The organism is Lachnospira pectinoschiza (assembly GCF_020564355.1).
In the GTDB taxonomy this organism is placed as follows: domain Bacteria; phylum Bacillota; class Clostridia; order Lachnospirales; family Lachnospiraceae; genus Lachnospira; species Lachnospira intestinalis.
On record NZ_JAJCRR010000006.1, the window covers coordinates 151,977 to 167,679 of the forward strand.

The window sequence follows — 15,703 nt, forward strand, 5'->3', positions numbered from 1 at the left end:
AGGCGGGAAGTGCCATAATGAAAATACAAATATCAGAGCGTAATCAGGAGGGAAAAAGATGCCATATGCAGTAATATATGCATTGATTGGATATTTATCCGGCAGTGTATTATATGCGGAAGTATTTTGCAGAATTTTTGGTAGAAAAAATGCAATTGAGCAGAGCAGGGATGCCAATCCGGGAACGGCAAACGCATTTTTATACGGCGGGTTCTGGTGCGGAATCTGCACATTGATTTTTGATATGGCAAAGGGCTTTGTCCCGGTTTATGCCTATGTTCACATGACACAGATGAATTTAGCAGAAAGCAACGGACTGGCACTGGTGCTGGCAGCACCGGTAGCGGGACACATTTTCCCTGTCTGGCATCATTTTAAAGGTGGAAAGGGAATTGCAGTCAGTTTTGGCAGTCTGCTCGGACTGATACCGATGTGGTATCCGGTACTTTCTCTTGCGGTGTGTTTTTTATTCTTTTCACTGGTAATACAGATTTCACCGAACTTTTACCGAACCGTAGCGGTATACATTGTAAACTGGCTCATCATTGTATTTTCAGAGACTAATCTGCCCAAAGCCGTGCATATCGGTGTAGGATTGATATCGCTGCTGATACTGCTTAAAATGCATATGAGCCAGGAAGAACGTGAAAAAATGACATTTCAGTTATTGTGGATAAAGAGGTGATACCGATGAATGTTTTAATTTTATCCTGCGGAACAGGCGGTGGACATAATGCCGCAGGGGCAGCAGTCCAAAAACAGCTCCAAAAACAGGGACATCAGGTGGTAATGATAAATCCTTACCAGCTAAAAAGTAACAGACTGGCAGGTGTGATTGATAAAGTGTATATCGGTCTGGTACAGAAAAACAGCACACTTTTTGGATTCGTATACCGGCTGGGAGAATTATACCGCCGTCTGCCGTTTCCGTCACCGGTTTATTATATTAACCGTAAAATGGCATATATTTTACAGGAGTATCTTTTACGACATCCGGCAGATGTCATCATTACACCGCATTTATATCCGGCGGAGATTATCACAAATATGAAAAAAATGGGGATGGAAGTGCCGCCAAGTATTTTTGTGGCTACCGATTATGCATGTATTCCGTTTACGGAAGAAACCGACTGCGATGATGTTGTGATTCCGTCAGAAAAGCTGATACCGGAATTCAGGAAATACGGAATTCCAAAAGAAAAGTTATATCCGCTTGGGATACCGACGGCGGACACGGGTGTAGAGCGCATTTCACCGGAAGAAGCCAAAAGACAGCTGGGGCTGGATCCTGCAAAAGAGTATTTATTAATTGCGGGCGGCAGCATGGGGGCTGGTGCGTTGGAGGAAGTTGTGGAAATTCTTTACCGTGTGCGTTCCCTGCATAAATGTAAGCTGATTATGGTCTGTGGAAACAATCAGCAGCTGTACAGCCGGCTGCAGAAGCGGTATGCGGACAAAATTGAACTGGTCGGATATACTGATAAGATGCCGCTGTATTTAAAGGCAGGCAGTATCTTTATTACAAAGCCGGGTGGGCTTTCAAGCACAGAAGCCGCCGCTGCACGGATTCCACTGATTCACATCTGTCCGATTCCGGGCTGTGAAACAAAGAATATGCAGTTTTTTAAAAAGACAGGCATGGCACTGGCAGTCACCAATCCCAAAGAGGAGCTGACCGCGGCAGTTCTGTCATTACAAAAACAGGAAAACCGCAAAAAAATGATTCAGTGTCAGGAAAAATATGTGCCGGGAACAGCAGCAGCGCAGCTTGGACAGTTGGTGGAAGAAGGGAAAGAATAAATAATGATAAATAATTGACGAAGTGTGTAAAAAGTGACATAATAAATATAGATTGTACGTGATGGGAGACAGAAACCTGGGAAGGACAAATGCATTTTTTGTACGTTGGATTCCGGTGTGTGGTCTGTACATTGAAAATGCATGTGAGTAAGGACGAACGGGAAACAATGACAGCAGGATTATTATGGGGAAAGAGGTAAAGAGTATGAATAATGTAAAGGTAAGAACAAAGCTGATTATTGTAATGCTGGCCGCATTTTTGGCAATGACGGCATGTGTTGTTTTTTCGACAGAATCTATGAAGGCGATGCAGACAAAGGCACTGGAAGCGATAGAGTCAGATAAGCGTGCATCTTATGATGAGATGATTCAGAATCAGGTTGACAATGTGATTTCATTGTGCCAGAACATTTACACACAGTATGAAGCAGGGGTGTATACCAGAGAAGAGGCAAAAAAACTGGCAGCAGATGAGATACGTCAGCTCCGATATGGGGATGGCGGCTATTTCTGGGTTGATCAGTATGATGGAACCAATGTTGTGCTGCTTGGCAGTCAGACAGAAGGAACGAATCGTCTGGAAACAAAGGATGGCAACGGTTACCAAATGGTAAAAGAGATTATCCGTGTAGGAAAGCAGGCTGAAGGAGGCTTTACAGACTATGTTTATCCGAAGGAGGGTGAAACCGATAATCAGCCTAAACGTTCTTACAGCAAAGCATTTGCACCATTTGAATGGGTTATCGGAACAGGAAATTATACGGATTATATTGATGAAAAAATAGATGGTATACGGTCAGAATATGCGGCTTATGTGCTTGGCAGGGAAGGGATTTTTATTGGTCTGGTCATTGCAGTTGAAGTTTTACTGATTATCCTGCTGATTGTCATTACACGCAGTATTACCGTGCCGTTAAAGAAGGCGGTAGTTTCTATAAAGACAATGGGGCGGGGAGATTTTTCACAGCCGACTGCCCCGGCACTTTTAAAGAGAAAAGACGATTTCGGGCAGCTTTCAGTATTCCTTGAAAATATGCGTTGTGAAGTAGGTACATTGATTGGTGAGGTAAAAGGCCAAGCATCGAATATCAGCGGTATGGTTGAGGAGATTGATGAAAATGTCCGGTCCCTTGACCATGAAATTGAAGAGGTGTCAGCTACAACACAGGAACTGGCAGCAGCCATGGAAGAAACTGCGGCATCCTCACAGCAGATTGATGCAATGTCACATGAAATTGAAACGGCAGCGAAAAGCATTGCAACACGTTCACAGGATGGTGCGCTTGAAGCAGACAGTATCCGTGACCGTGCAGTTGTGATTAAGGATACAACGCAGAAAAAATATGAACATACACATGAAATTCATGAAGACATTAGTGACCATTTGACAAAGGCACTGGAAGATATTAAAATCGTAGACCAGATTGGCATACTGGCAGAATCTATTATGGGGATTACGGCACAGACGAATCTTTTGGCTCTTAATGCATCCATTGAGGCGGCAAGGGCAGGAGAAGCCGGAAAAGGCTTTGCGGTTGTTGCCGAGCAGATTCGTGTACTTGCTGAACAGTCCAAGGAAACGGTTTCTAATATTCAGGAAGTAACACAAAGTGTTGTGGGTGCGGTTGATAATCTTGCAGGGGATTCTGCAAGACTGCTTGAATTTGTCGGAACAGATGTTGTACAGAATCTGGAAGACTTTTCACAAATGGCAGATTCGTATAATGATGATGCGCAAAAGGTTGACGAACTGGTTACGGATTTTTCGGCCTCTTCAGAAGAATTGCTTGCTTCTATCAGTGGGGTAATGAATGGTATTGGTGATGTAAGTAAGGCGGCATCGGAGGGAGCTTCCGGTACAACGGATATTGCACAAAAGACAACTGTTGTGGTTGAAAAATCGTCAGATATTAAAGAAAAAGCTTCTAAGGCACATGCATCGGCAGATGTATTAAAGTCACAGGTTGAAAAATTTATCGTATAAGAGTATGCCGGCCGGGTGTAGAAACAGGCTTTCTTTTCGGCTGCATATATTGATTGGGCAGTTTGTATTGCAAATTGCCCTTTTTCTTCCAAAAACAACCATATATTGAAACACCGGGAAATTTATGCTAGAATAAAAAGAAATGTCAGGGTCAGAAGGTCTAAAACCACATAAGTCTGCTTATAGGTGGGTGAGTGACCTTTTGTCGCCAACATTAAAAAGATATTAAAAATTGTTAAAAGTATTACAAACAGGAGGCTTTATAGATTATGGAACAGTACAAACAGGAATTTATAGAATTTATGGTAGACTGCAATGTGTTGCGGTTTGGTGAATTTACTTTAAAGAGCGGCAGAAAGTCCCCGTTTTTTATGAATGCAGGACTTTATGTAACGGGTGCACAGCTTGAAAAGCTGGGTGAGTATTACGCGAAGGCAATTCACGATAACTACGGTGATGATTTTGATGTGCTGTTCGGACCGGCTTACAAGGGTATTCCGTTAAGCGTGGCAACAACCATGGCATATCACAGACTTTACGGTAAAGAAATCCGTTACTGCTCTAACAGAAAAGAAGCAAAAGACCACGGCGATGCAGGTATCTTACTGGGCAGCCCGATTAAAGACGGAGATAAAGTAGTTATTATTGAAGACGTAACAACTTCCGGTAAATCCATCGAAGAAACATTTCCGATTATTCAGGCACAGGGCGATGTGACAATCAAAGGCTTAATGGTGTCTTTAAACAGAATGGAACGTGGCAAAGGCGAAAAGAGTGCCCTTGTTGAAATTCAGGAAAAGTACGGTTTTCCGGCAAATGCAATTGTCAGCATGTCAGACGTTGTAGAACATTTATACAACAAGCCTTGCAACGGCAAGGTGGTTATTGATGATGAAATTAAGGCTGCCATTGACAAGTATTACGAAGAATACGGTGCGAAGGAAGCATAAGGAAGTAAATGTTTGCGAAATGAGGATAGTGTGAAAAATAACGCTGATGCGCTTATTTTTCACACGGAGATTTGTTTCTGAGCGAAAACAAATCTCCATGATTGCAGATGAGAAATCGCCTGCGCGAATTTCTCATCGCAGCTTCGCGATAAAGTCGCTCAGAAATGAGGAGTAGTATGGACGAAAAGTTATATAAAAAAATCAAGTCAATTGGCGCCGGGAATATTGTTTTTGGCATTATTTCAGTCGTATGTGGTGTTACAACAGGAGTTTTGCTGATTGTAAATGGTGCAAGACTTCTGGCACATAAATCCGACACATTATTTTAAGCGTATCAGGAAGGTATGGGCATTGTGTGAAAAATAGAAAAATGAAAAAGACATTGAAATGGCTGATTTTTATTGCGTATATTGCTGCACTGGTATATTTTATGTTCTTTGCGGAAATTCTCGGAAGGACGGATGTATCACGCACGTACCGGTATAATCTTGTACCATTTAAAGAAATCAAGCGGTTTGTTAATCACTTCTGGCAGCTTGGTCTGACGGCGGTGCTTGCCAATATTGCGGGAAATGTGGTAGCATTTATGCCATTCGGGTTCTGCCTGCCGCTGATTGCAGACCATCGGATTAAGTTTTTTGGGTGTATGCTGTATACATTCGGGTTAAGTCTTGCAATCGAACTGATTCAGCTTGTATCTAAAGTGGGAAGTTTTGATGTAGATGATTTAATGCTCAATACACTCGGTGGTGTATTGGGCTATCTCACGTTTTTGTGTTACAAAAAAATGTGTCAGTTTCATAGGAAAAGGAAAAAATCATGAAACTTTTTAATAAATATAAATTTTCGGATAAAAGCCAGACCTTGGGGGGCATGATATCAACAGTCATGGGATTGGCGGCACTGGTGTCGTTTGGCTATGGCATTTATATTGCATTCCAGGCAAAAGGAAACGCAGGACTCGAGGTAGGAAGCCTTGGACTGCTCAGTTTCATGCTTTCTGTTATTGGGTTGGTTATCGGACTGTTAAGCTTTAAAGAAGAAGATAAGTTTTATACATTTTCAAGAGCAGGTTCCCTGATGTGTGGTATTTTTGCAATATTTATGGTAGCAGTGCTGATGATGGGCATAGTGTGAAAAATATGCTTGATAGCATATTTTTCACACGGCTATTTGTTTCTGAGCGAAAACAAATAGCCATGATTGCAGATGAGAAATCGCCTACGCGAATTTCTCATCGCATCTTTGCGACCAGTCGTTCAGAAATGAGGTATAGTGTGAATAGTGAGGATTTGTAAATGTTTGAAGATAATCTGAAGGAACGATACGGTCTGGCAATTGATCGTATTGCGGAAATTAAAGAAAATTCAGAGATAGAAGATGCCGGACTGGCAGCATATTTTACGTACACGGCAGAATTTCTTTTACTTGTGGATAAATGGAATGAGAAAAGAAAAGCCGGTGGATATGATAAACTGCCATTGGAAGAATTGCAGCACTGGAATACGGTTTTGTATGAAGACATTATCGGGAAACAATATGATAACAGCTTTGCCAATCCGTCTTATGCCTGTGCACGGCTTGGAGAAGACATAGGCAGGATTTTATCGTTTTTGTATACAGAACTGCGCGGGTGTATCGTGTTTGCAGCAGAACAGCGTAAAGCTGATTTTACGGTATTGTTAGAACTTTTTGTTGAATGTTACTGCATTTGCAAGGACGGTGAAAATATTGCGGCACAGTTAAAGGATTCCATTTACTGGTATATGAGTGATTACAGCGATGATTTTATCGAGTACAGGGTGCGGGAGCAGTTAGACCCGTCGCTGGATTTTGCGGTGCGCATTATTATGGACAGCGATTTGACGGATTTGAGATATTTATACCGGTATGGTGAGTATATTACGGAAAATGAACTTCGTACCGCAGCATTTTTAAATACGCTTTCCCAGACAGAGATTGAACAAATGGCATCGACCTTTACGGAAGGATACCGCATCGGATTTGAACTGGGCAATAAAGATATCAGCAAAAAGAAACTGGTTAATATCCGTTACTGCATCGGATTTGAACGGCTGGTAAGAGAGGAAATCCGTCAGTTTGAACAGATGGGCTTAAAGACGACGATATATCGTGCGGCACAGCATTCTATCAATAAGCGCATGCACCACAAAATCGGTTATTACGCAACCAGCCCGAACAAGCAGATGGACTACGACCATCGTTTTGACAATGCGTTGTATTTAGATGCGCAGTTTGTTGAAAGGAAGCTTGGGGCACTTCGCTTTGCATATGAACAGCATAAGGAAGCAGCGGCAGTTTTTGGCGGTCCTGCGGTCATGGAAGTGTTCGGCGAAAATCCGTTTGAGCCGGAAGATAAAAAAGAAGCCCTGCATTTAGATGAAAAACAGCAGAAGCTTTCTGTAAAATATGACAGCGAGTCTTCGGCAGTTGTCAATAAATATATTAAAGGCGAGGAAAGAAGCTTTACGATTATTGCATACCCGCTGCCGGAAATCAGTGAAAATGCGGACGAATATGAAAAAATCTTTCATGAAATCGTGCGGATTAATACCCTCGACTACAATCAGTATAAGGAAATCCAGCAGACGATTATTGATACCTTGGACGGCGCGGAATACGTGCATGTCAAAGGATGTGGTAATAATCAGACGGATATGCGTGTGTCTCTGCAGAAAATCACCAATCCGCAGAAGGAAACGGTTTTTGAAAACTGTCTTGCCGATGTCAACATTCCGTTGGGAGAAGTCTTTACCTCTCCCGTTTTAAAAGGAACAGAAGGCATTTTAAATGTCAGCAGTGTTTATCTGAATGATTTGAAATTTATTAATTTAAAGGTGTCTTTTAAAGATGGTATGGTCACGGATTATTCCTGTGATAATTTTGAAGATGCGAAAAAAGGCAGACAGTATTTTAAAGAAAATGTGTTATTGAACCATGACACCCTGCCAATCGGTGAATTTGCAATCGGAACGAATACAACAGCGTATGTGATGGCAAATCAATACGACATTGTATACAAGCTGCCGATTCTTATTGTGGAAAAAATGGGACCGCATTTTGCAATCGGTGATACATGTTATTCCAGAGCGGAGGACAATATTGTATACAATCCGAACGGTAAGGAAATTATTTCACGGGATAATGAAATTTCCATACTGCGAAAGACCGAGCCGGAAAAAGCATATTTTAACTGCCATACGGACATTACGATTCCGTATGATGAAATCGGCAGTATTTCGGCAGTATCGGAAGATGGCAGCGAAACCGTCATTATTGAAAACGGCAGATTTGTACTTGCAGGCTGTGAAGAATTAAACAAACCGTTTTTAAAATAACAGTTTTTGGATTAAGATATTGACGGAAAATATAAAACAAAGTACAATTAAATAATACTACAAATAAAATCAAAATGCAGGTATGAACCGGCAGAATGGAGGAATCAAGTTATGGCAAAAGTAGGAATTGTGATGGGAAGCGATTCTGATATGCCAGTTATGGCAAAGGCAGCAGATATTCTTGAACAGCTGGGAATCTCTTATGAGATGACGATCATTTCGGCACACAGAGAACCGGATGTATTCTTTGAATATGCAAAGACAGCAGAAGAAAAGGGATTTAAGGTTATTATTGCAGGTGCAGGAATGGCAGCACATTTACCGGGTATGTGTGCGGCAATTTTTCCGATGCCGGTCATTGGTATTCCAATGCACACCACTTCTTTAGGCGGCAGGGATTCTCTTTATTCGATTGTACAGATGCCAAGCGGTATTCCGGTTGCAACCGTAGCCATTAACGGCGGTGCCAACGCAGGACTTCTTGCAGCGAAGATTCTTGCAACATCCGATGCAGAACTTCTTTCAAAGTTAAAGGATTATTCTGCGGGCTTAAAGGAAAGCGTACAGAAAAAAGATGCGCACCTTCAGGAAGTCGGTTATAAGAATTATACAAAATAATTATAGATTGAACGCTACAGAAAAATTAAGCTGCAAGGCAGCAGAATGGAGAAAAAAATGGATTACAAAAAAGCAGGTGTGGATATTGAAGCCGGTTACAAATCAGTTGAATTAATGAAGGAGCATGTGGCAAAGACCATGCGTCCGGAGGTGCTTGGCGGTCTGGGAGGATTCTCAGGTGCATTTTCAATGGATAAGTTTAAGGATATGGAAAAGCCAACACTTGTATCCGGTACAGACGGTGTCGGTACAAAGTTAAAGCTTGCTTTCACAATGGATAAGCATGATACAGTCGGCATTGACTGCGTGGCAATGTGTGTTAATGATATTGCATGTGCAGGCGGTGAACCGTTATTCTTCTTAGATTATATTGCGTGCGGTAAGAATGAACCGGAAAAGATTGCACAGATTGTAAAAGGGGTTGCAGACGGCTGTCTTCAGTCCGAATGTGCATTAATCGGTGGTGAGACCGCAGAAATGCCGGGATTTTATCCGGTAGACGAATATGACCTTGCAGGTTTTGCAGTCGGTGTTGTAGATGAAAAAGATTTAATTACAGGAAAAGACATCAAAGCCGGGGATACTTTAATCGGTATTGCATCAAGCGGTGTACACAGCAATGGATTTTCTCTGGTAAGAAGTGTATTTAAAATTACAGAAGAAGCATTAAATACATATTATGATGCATTAGGAAAAACTTTAGGTGAAGCATTACTTGCTCCGACAAAGATTTATGTAAAGACATTAAAAGAAATTAAAAATGCCGGTGTAAAGATTAAGGGCTGCAGTCATATTACAGGCGGTGGTTTTTATGAAAATGTTCCTAGAATGTTACATGACGGTGTACATGCAGTCATCGAAAAGAACAGCTATGAAGTACCTGCAATCTTTAAGATGCTTCAGAATGACGGTGAAATCGAAGAAAAGATGATGTACAATACCTTTAACATGGGTATCGGTATGGTACTTGCTGTTGATCCGGCAGATGCAGACAAGGTGTTAGCCGCTGTTGCAAAAGCAGGTGAAACAGGTTATGTAATCGGTCGTGTAGAAGCCGGTGAGAAGGGAGTAACTGTATGCTAAGAGTTGCAGTTCTGGTTTCCGGAGGCGGAACAAATCTCCAGGCAATTATTGATGCCGTAAAAGACGGTACAATTACCAATACAGAGCTTGTAGCAGTTATCAGCAACAATGCCAATGCATATGCGCTGACAAGAGCAAAGGAAAACGGGATTGAAGCACTCTGCATTTCTCCGAAGGACTATGCAGACAGAGCAGATTTTCATAAGGCGCTGCTTGAAAAGATCAATGAGCTGAAGGTGGATTTAATCGTTCTGGCCGGGTATCTTGTTAAGATTCCGGAAGAAATGGTACACCAGTACAGCCACCGGATTATTAATATCCATCCTTCTCTGATTCCATCTTTCTGCGGTGTGGGCTACTATGGTCTGCACGTGCATGAAGCGGTGCTTGAAAAAGGTGTAAAGGTAACAGGTGCAACCGTTCATTATGTAGATGAGGGAATGGATACCGGAGAAATTATCGCGCAGAAGCCTGTTATGGTAGAAGAAGGCGATACACCGGAAATCCTTCAGAAACGTGTAATGGAACAGGCAGAGTGGAAATTGCTTCCTGCTGCCATTAATATGATAGCTAATCAGAAATAAGAATATTGGAGAGGTAAAAGATGAAAGTACTTGTAGTAGGAGGCGGCGGCAGAGAGCATGCAATCTGCTGGAAGATTTCAAAGAGCAGTAAGGTGTCAAAGATTTACTGTGCGCCGGGAAATGCAGGAATTGCAGAAGTTGCTGAATGTGTCAACATCAAAGCAATGGAATTTGATAAGCTGGCAGCCTTTGCAAAGGACAATCAGATTGACCTGACGGTTGTCGGTATGGACGACCCGTTAGTCGGCGGTATTGTTGATGTATTTGAAGCAGAAGGTTTAAGAGTGTTCGGACCGAGAAAGAATGCAGCGATTCTGGAAGGTTCTAAGGCATTTTCAAAGGATTTGATGAAGAAGTATCATATTCCGACAGCGGCTTATGAAACATTTACATCACCGGAAGAAGCCAAAAAATATCTTGAAACATCAAAGTATCCGATTGTGTTAAAAGCAGACGGACTGGCACTCGGTAAAGGCGTTTTAATTTGTGAAACAAAGGAAGATGCAATGGCTGGTGTCAACGAACTGATGTTAGATAAGAAGTTTGGTTCGGCAGGCAATACCATTGTCGTAGAAGAATTTATGACAGGCCGTGAAGTGTCAGTACTTTCGTTTGTAGACGGTAACACGATTAAGATTATGTCTTCTGCGCAGGATCACAAGCGTGCAAAAGACGGCGATCAGGGCTTAAATACAGGTGGTATGGGTAATTTTTCACCAAGTCCGTTCTATACAGATGAAGTGGATGCGTTCTGTAAGAAGTATGTTTATCAGGCAACGGTAGATGCAATGAAAGCGGAGGGAAGACCGTTTAAAGGTGTTATTTTCTTCGGATTGATGCTGACACCGGAAGGACCGAAAGTATTAGAGTATAATGCAAGATTCGGTGATCCGGAAGCACAGGTTGTTCTTCCGAGAATGAAGAATGATATTATTGATGTATTTGAAGCCTGCATTGACGGCACACTTGATCAGATTGACTTACAGTTTGAAGACAATGCATGTGTCTGCGTTGTACTGGCATCTGACGGTTATCCGCTGGCATACGAAAAGGGCTTTGAAATTACGGGAATGGAAAATTTCAAGGATAAGGACGGATATTATCTGTTCCATGCCGGTTCAAAATTTGACGAAAACGGAAAAATTGTTACAAACGGCGGACGTGTATTAGGTGTTACGGCAACCGGAAAGACGTTAAAGGAAGCCCGTGCCAATGCTTATGAAGCAACAGAATGGGTTAACTTCGACAATAAGTATATGCGTCATGATATCGGCAAGGCGATTGATGAAGTTTAATAGCCCTAAGGGCAGATGAGAAATCGTTTTGCGGCAAAGCTGTTCAGAAATGAGGCTTATATGAAAAATAAATTTGCATGGGGTGAAAATGCCTTGTGCAAATTTATTTGATTTTTACATACAAATTTAGTATGATTAATACGTATGGTATTTTATGGGAACAAATTAAAGGGGGTGAAGAAGTGTTTTGGTTTAAGAAAAAAGGCGGAAAGCCGAAGGCAGCAATTTTTGTAGATTATGAGCATTGGTATTATGGCTATCGCAACAATTTTCAGATGAAACCCAATATTGAAGAATGGTTAAAAGAACTGGAAGATGAATATGAAATCAGCAGATTGTATATATTTGGAGATTTTTCAAAGTATAATATCGGCATGGATTTAGAACGTCTGAAAAGCCTGACTAAAAATGTAATTCATACAGCGAGTGAAAAAGACGGCGTAGATAAGGATTTTACAGATGTGATTATGCTGGATGCTATATATAGAAGCGTTGCAGATAAAGAAAACGAAGAAGTTTATGTTTTATTTACAGGGGATGCACATTTTACAAAAGTTGTACAGTATTTGAAAGAGTTGGAAAAAAAGGTAGTTATTTATGGTGTGAAATACGGATTCAGCAACAGGTTGAAATCAGAGGCAACCAGTTATGTGGAGATGCCAAGACAGTCACAGGAAAAGAATCATTATAACGAATTAATTCTGACAAGCTTAAACAGATTGCGGAATAAACCGAAAACGACGGTCACATACGGAAAAACAGTAAAGAGTGTTTCGGAATATAATCATGTTCCATATGAGAAGGTTAAACTTGCATTAGATAATCTTTTGAAACAAAAATATATCCTGGAAAAAGAACAGATGGGTTACAGGGGGCATATGGTAACCGTACTGGAAGTGGACTGGGATCGTCTGAATGCAGACGGACTGTGGACAGAAGCAGAGTAAGGAAACAAAAATAAAATACCATAAAGTAAGAAGTATCCGGAAGTGTTTTCCGGGTACTTTTTGCAGTTTATAAATAAGAAATCTGTTGAGTTATTTAAGAAATCTGTTATAATACATAGCATACAGCTATTTTTTATATAACAAAAAGTGGCATGCCACTCATAGCGCTAATATTGAAGAGGTTAAGGGAAAGGGTATCGGATTAAAATGAATATTATAATTGCCGGTTGTGGAAAAGTAGGCACAACCCTGGGAGAACAGCTTGTCAGAGAAAGACATGAGGTAACATTTATTGATACGGCACCGGAATTATTAAAAAAGGTAATGGGAATGATTGATGTACAGATTATTGAAGGAAACTGTACCGTATATTCCACATTAAAAGAGGCAGGAATTGAGCATGCGGATTTATTTATTGCTGTGACAGACAGTGATGAGATTAATCTGCTCAGCTGTCTGATTGCAAAAAAAGCATCAAACTGTCATACCGTGGCAAGAGTGCGTAACCCGGAATATAATGAAGATATTCAGTTTATTAAGCAGGAAATGGGATTGTCGCTGACAATTAATCCGGAATGGGCAACGGCAGTTGAAATTGCAAGACTGATTCAGATTCCGTCTGCGATGGAAGTGGATTCTTTTGCAAACAACCGGGTGAATATGATTCGTTTTCTGATTCCGGAAGGCTCTGTGCTTGCAGATATGAAGGTTGCTGATGTGGGCGGCGCATTTAAAGGAAGTTTTTTAATCTGTGTGATTGAAAGAAATCATGAAATTATCATTCCAAGCGGAGATGTTGTCTTAAAGAAGGGCGATAATATTTCCGTAATTATGCCCCTTGCTGAGGTTGATAAGATGTGCAAAGAGGTTGGAATCCACACAAGAAATATTAAAAATGTAATGATTGCCGGCGGCGGTACAATGTCTTATTATCTTGCAAAGATTTTGAATAAGGCAAATAAAAGGGTGAAAATCATTGAAATGAACCGTAAGCGCTGTGAACTTTTAAGCGGTCTGTTGCCAAAGACGATGATTATTCATGGAGATGCAACGGACAATAAGCTCTTAGAGGAAGAAGATCTTGCGGCAACAGATGCCTTTGTTGCACTGACCGGATTTGATGAGGAAAATCTCTTTTTATCTTTACATGCAAAAAAGGTTGCCAATGCTAAAAATATTGTTAAAATCAATAGAATCCGTGTTGAAGAAGTCAGTGAAGAATTAAATGTTGGCAGTGTCGTTTCACCAAAGTTTATTACGACAGAATTTATTTTACAGTATGTGCGCGCAATGGAAAATTCAAAGAGTAATAATAGCATAGAAACACTGTACAGACTGATGGATAACCGTGTGGAAGCACTGGAGTTTGTTGTTTGTGACACACCGGGACTGACCGGCGTGCAGCTTCAGGACTTAAAGTTAAAAAAGAACCTGCTGCTTTGCTGTATTAACCGTGGCGGAAATATTATTACCCCGAGTGGACAGGACTGCCTGCTGGAGGGAGATTCCGTGATTGTGGTAACGACCCATCTTGGTTTAAAGCGTCTGTCAGACATTTTAAAATAACAGCAACGTGATTTGAAATGAAGATTAGTTTGAATCTGAAATTTGCTGCATTTGCAGCAGAATGGTGAAGAAAGATGAATTATTCAATTATTAGAACAATTTTAGGACATGTCATCCGTTTTGAGGGGGCATTTCTGTTGATTCCGGTAATAATAGCATTAATTTACGGAGAGTCCAGCGGCATATATTTTGCGGTATGCGGGGCAGCCTGTCTGGTGGTGGGAACGCATATGACCCATAAGAAAAGCGGAAACCGTTCCTTTTTTGCAAAAGAAGGCTTTGTGTCTGTTTCATTAAGCTGGATTGTATTAAGTATCATTGGTGCGCTGCCATTTGTATTAAGTGGTGTGATTCCCAATCCTGTTGATGCAATGTTTGAAATTGTATCCGGTTTTACAACAACCGGTGCGAGTATTCTGCCGGAGGTAGAGAGCCTGCCAAAGTGTATGCTGTTTTGGCGGAGTTTTTCACACTGGATTGGCGGTATGGGTGTACTGGTATTTATTCTGGCAATTCTGCCTCTTGGAGGCAGCTCAGAAGTCTATTTGATGAGTGCGGAAAGTCCGGGACCGAAGTTTGGCAAATTGCTGCCAAAGCTGCAAAAGAGTGCAATGACACTTTATGGGATTTATCTGACAATGACAGTGATTGAAATGCTGTTACTGCTGGCAGGCGGAATGTCTTTATTTGATTCCATCTGTACGGCATTCGGTACGGCAGGTACCGGTGGCTTTGGTGTTTACAATGACAGTATGGGCAGTTTTAGTCCGTATCTGCAAAATGTCGTAACGATTTTTATGGTGCTTTTTGGCATTAACTTTAATTTTTATTTCTTTCTGCTGGTGAAAGAAGTAAGAGAAGCTTTTGCAATGGAAGAAGTACGCTGGTATCTGATTATTTTTGCAGCCGCAACGCTGATGATTGCAGCCAACCTTACGATTGTACAGGGGGGAAGCCCGTTTTATTACCTGCATCATTCAGCTTTTCAGGTTGCGTCCGTGATGACAACAACCGGTTTTGCAACAGTGGATTTCAATTTATGGCCGAATTTTTCAAGGTCGATACTAGTTGTATTGATGTTTATCGGTGCCTGTGCGGGAAGTACGGGCGGCGGTATGAAAGTATCGAGATATATTATTTATTTTAAAACATTGAAAAAAGAATTATCTACGCTGATTCATCCGCGCAGCGTGAAAGTAATTCAATGTGATGGCAAAGCAGTGGATCATGATACAATACGTTCAGCTAATATTTATCTGATTGCATATATTTTTATTTATATGCTTTCCGTGTTGTTAATCAGTTTTGATAAGTTTGATCTGACGACGAATTTTACAGCGGTTGCGGCGACCTTTAACAATATCGGACCGGGCTTAAATGTCGTTGGACCGACCGGGAATTTTGCAGGATTTTCCATGTTTTCAAAAATCGTGCTGATTTTTGATATGCTGGCAGGACGGCTTGAAATATTCCCAATGCTGATACTGCTTGCGCCGGGAACGTGGAAAAAATAAGGA

Annotated in this window: 15 protein-coding genes; all 15 read left to right on the forward strand. The window is 41.2% G+C overall.

What is annotated here, in order from left to right; translation table 11 throughout:
• Window positions 1-58 precede the first annotated feature (58 nt).
• The 15 genes from LI288_RS12805 to LI288_RS12875 all read left to right on the forward strand — a co-directional run bounded on the left by LI288_RS12805 (window position 59) and on the right by LI288_RS12875 (window position 15,700).
• Complete coding sequence (locus LI288_RS12805) at window positions 59-685, forward strand: glycerol-3-phosphate acyltransferase (RefSeq protein ID WP_227090758.1); 627 nt, start codon at window positions 59-61, stop codon at window positions 683-685.
• Window positions 686-690: 5 nt separating this feature from the next.
• Complete coding sequence (locus LI288_RS12810) at window positions 691-1,800, forward strand: MGDG synthase family glycosyltransferase (RefSeq protein WP_227090760.1); 1,110 nt, start codon at window positions 691-693, stop codon at window positions 1,798-1,800.
• Between the two features lie 184 nt (window positions 1,801-1,984).
• Window positions 1,985-3,784 (forward strand): methyl-accepting chemotaxis protein, encoded by a 1,800-nt coding sequence (locus LI288_RS12815; RefSeq protein ID WP_227090762.1) that lies wholly within the window; start codon window positions 1,985-1,987, stop codon window positions 3,782-3,784.
• 269 nt (window positions 3,785-4,053) lie between these two features.
• Complete coding sequence (gene pyrE, locus LI288_RS12820) at window positions 4,054-4,734, forward strand: orotate phosphoribosyltransferase (protein WP_227090764.1); 681 nt, start codon at window positions 4,054-4,056, stop codon at window positions 4,732-4,734.
• Between the two features lie 176 nt (window positions 4,735-4,910).
• Window positions 4,911-5,063, forward strand: a complete 153-nt coding sequence (locus tag LI288_RS12825; RefSeq protein ID WP_022431665.1) for a hypothetical protein — start codon at window positions 4,911-4,913, stop codon at window positions 5,061-5,063.
• A gap of 26 nt (window positions 5,064-5,089) precedes the next feature.
• Entirely contained in the window at window positions 5,090-5,557 is a 468-nt protein-coding gene (locus tag LI288_RS12830; protein ID WP_331464654.1) for a VanZ family protein, read from the forward strand.
• A complete protein-coding gene (locus LI288_RS12835; RefSeq protein WP_022431667.1) occupies window positions 5,554-5,871 on the forward strand; it encodes a DUF6142 family protein in 318 nt (105 codons plus the stop codon). Before LI288_RS12830 ends, LI288_RS12835 begins: the two co-directional genes overlap by 4 nt.
• Before the next feature lie 161 nt (window positions 5,872-6,032).
• Window positions 6,033-8,093: an aminopeptidase gene (locus LI288_RS12840; protein WP_227090766.1), complete on the forward strand. Its 2,061-nt coding sequence runs from the start codon at window positions 6,033-6,035 to the stop codon at window positions 8,091-8,093.
• A gap of 111 nt (window positions 8,094-8,204) precedes the next feature.
• Window positions 8,205-8,711 (forward strand): 5-(carboxyamino)imidazole ribonucleotide mutase, encoded by a 507-nt coding sequence (gene purE / locus LI288_RS12845; RefSeq protein WP_022431669.1) that lies wholly within the window; start codon window positions 8,205-8,207, stop codon window positions 8,709-8,711.
• Between the two features lie 57 nt (window positions 8,712-8,768).
• Window positions 8,769-9,794 carry a phosphoribosylformylglycinamidine cyclo-ligase gene (gene purM / locus LI288_RS12850; RefSeq protein ID WP_022431670.1) on the forward strand — a complete coding sequence of 342 codons (1,026 nt, stop codon included), beginning with the start codon at window positions 8,769-8,771 and terminating at the stop codon, window positions 9,792-9,794.
• The gene (gene purN / locus LI288_RS12855; protein ID WP_022431671.1) at window positions 9,788-10,378 is read left to right on the forward strand and encodes a phosphoribosylglycinamide formyltransferase; all 591 of its coding nucleotides are present in this window, start codon (window positions 9,788-9,790) and stop codon (window positions 10,376-10,378) included. The genes purM and purN overlap by 7 nt, the downstream gene beginning before the upstream one ends.
• 20 nt (window positions 10,379-10,398) lie before the next feature.
• Window positions 10,399-11,673: a phosphoribosylamine--glycine ligase gene (gene purD, locus LI288_RS12860; RefSeq protein ID WP_227090768.1), complete on the forward strand. Its 1,275-nt coding sequence runs from the start codon at window positions 10,399-10,401 to the stop codon at window positions 11,671-11,673.
• Between the two features lie 182 nt (window positions 11,674-11,855).
• Window positions 11,856-12,620, forward strand: a complete 765-nt coding sequence (locus LI288_RS12865; protein ID WP_227090770.1) for an NYN domain-containing protein — start codon at window positions 11,856-11,858, stop codon at window positions 12,618-12,620.
• Between the two features lie 207 nt (window positions 12,621-12,827).
• Complete coding sequence (gene trkA / locus LI288_RS12870) at window positions 12,828-14,186, forward strand: Trk system potassium transporter TrkA (protein ID WP_227090771.1); 1,359 nt, start codon at window positions 12,828-12,830, stop codon at window positions 14,184-14,186.
• A gap of 74 nt (window positions 14,187-14,260) precedes the next feature.
• Window positions 14,261-15,700 (forward strand): TrkH family potassium uptake protein, encoded by a 1,440-nt coding sequence (locus LI288_RS12875; protein WP_227090773.1) that lies wholly within the window; start codon window positions 14,261-14,263, stop codon window positions 15,698-15,700.
• The last annotated feature ends 3 nt before the right edge of the window (window positions 15,701-15,703 follow it).

What these genes read in the sequence shown, in the direction of transcription:
- LI288_RS12805 (WP_227090758.1), top strand. Translation starts at nt 59, where the DNA reads ATGCCATATGCAGTAATATATGCATTGATTGGATATTTATCCGGCAGT.
- LI288_RS12810 (WP_227090760.1), top strand. Translation starts at nt 691, where the DNA reads ATGAATGTTTTAATTTTATCCTGCGGAACAGGCGGTGGACATAATGCC.
- LI288_RS12815 (WP_227090762.1), top strand. Translation starts at nt 1,985, where the DNA reads ATGGGGAAAGAGGTAAAGAGTATGAATAATGTAAAGGTAAGAACAAAG.
- pyrE (WP_227090764.1), top strand. Translation starts at nt 4,054, where the DNA reads ATGGAACAGTACAAACAGGAATTTATAGAATTTATGGTAGACTGCAAT.
- LI288_RS12825 (WP_022431665.1), top strand. Translation starts at nt 4,911, where the DNA reads ATGGACGAAAAGTTATATAAAAAAATCAAGTCAATTGGCGCCGGGAAT.
- LI288_RS12835 (WP_022431667.1), top strand. Translation starts at nt 5,554, where the DNA reads ATGAAACTTTTTAATAAATATAAATTTTCGGATAAAAGCCAGACCTTG.
- LI288_RS12840 (WP_227090766.1), top strand. Translation starts at nt 6,033, where the DNA reads ATGTTTGAAGATAATCTGAAGGAACGATACGGTCTGGCAATTGATCGT.
- purE (WP_022431669.1), top strand. Translation starts at nt 8,205, where the DNA reads ATGGCAAAAGTAGGAATTGTGATGGGAAGCGATTCTGATATGCCAGTT.
- purM (WP_022431670.1), top strand. Translation starts at nt 8,769, where the DNA reads ATGGATTACAAAAAAGCAGGTGTGGATATTGAAGCCGGTTACAAATCA.
- purN (WP_022431671.1), top strand. Translation starts at nt 9,788, where the DNA reads ATGCTAAGAGTTGCAGTTCTGGTTTCCGGAGGCGGAACAAATCTCCAG.
- purD (WP_227090768.1), top strand. Translation starts at nt 10,399, where the DNA reads ATGAAAGTACTTGTAGTAGGAGGCGGCGGCAGAGAGCATGCAATCTGC.
- trkA (WP_227090771.1), top strand. Translation starts at nt 12,828, where the DNA reads ATGAATATTATAATTGCCGGTTGTGGAAAAGTAGGCACAACCCTGGGA.
- LI288_RS12875 (WP_227090773.1), top strand. Translation starts at nt 14,261, where the DNA reads ATGAATTATTCAATTATTAGAACAATTTTAGGACATGTCATCCGTTTT.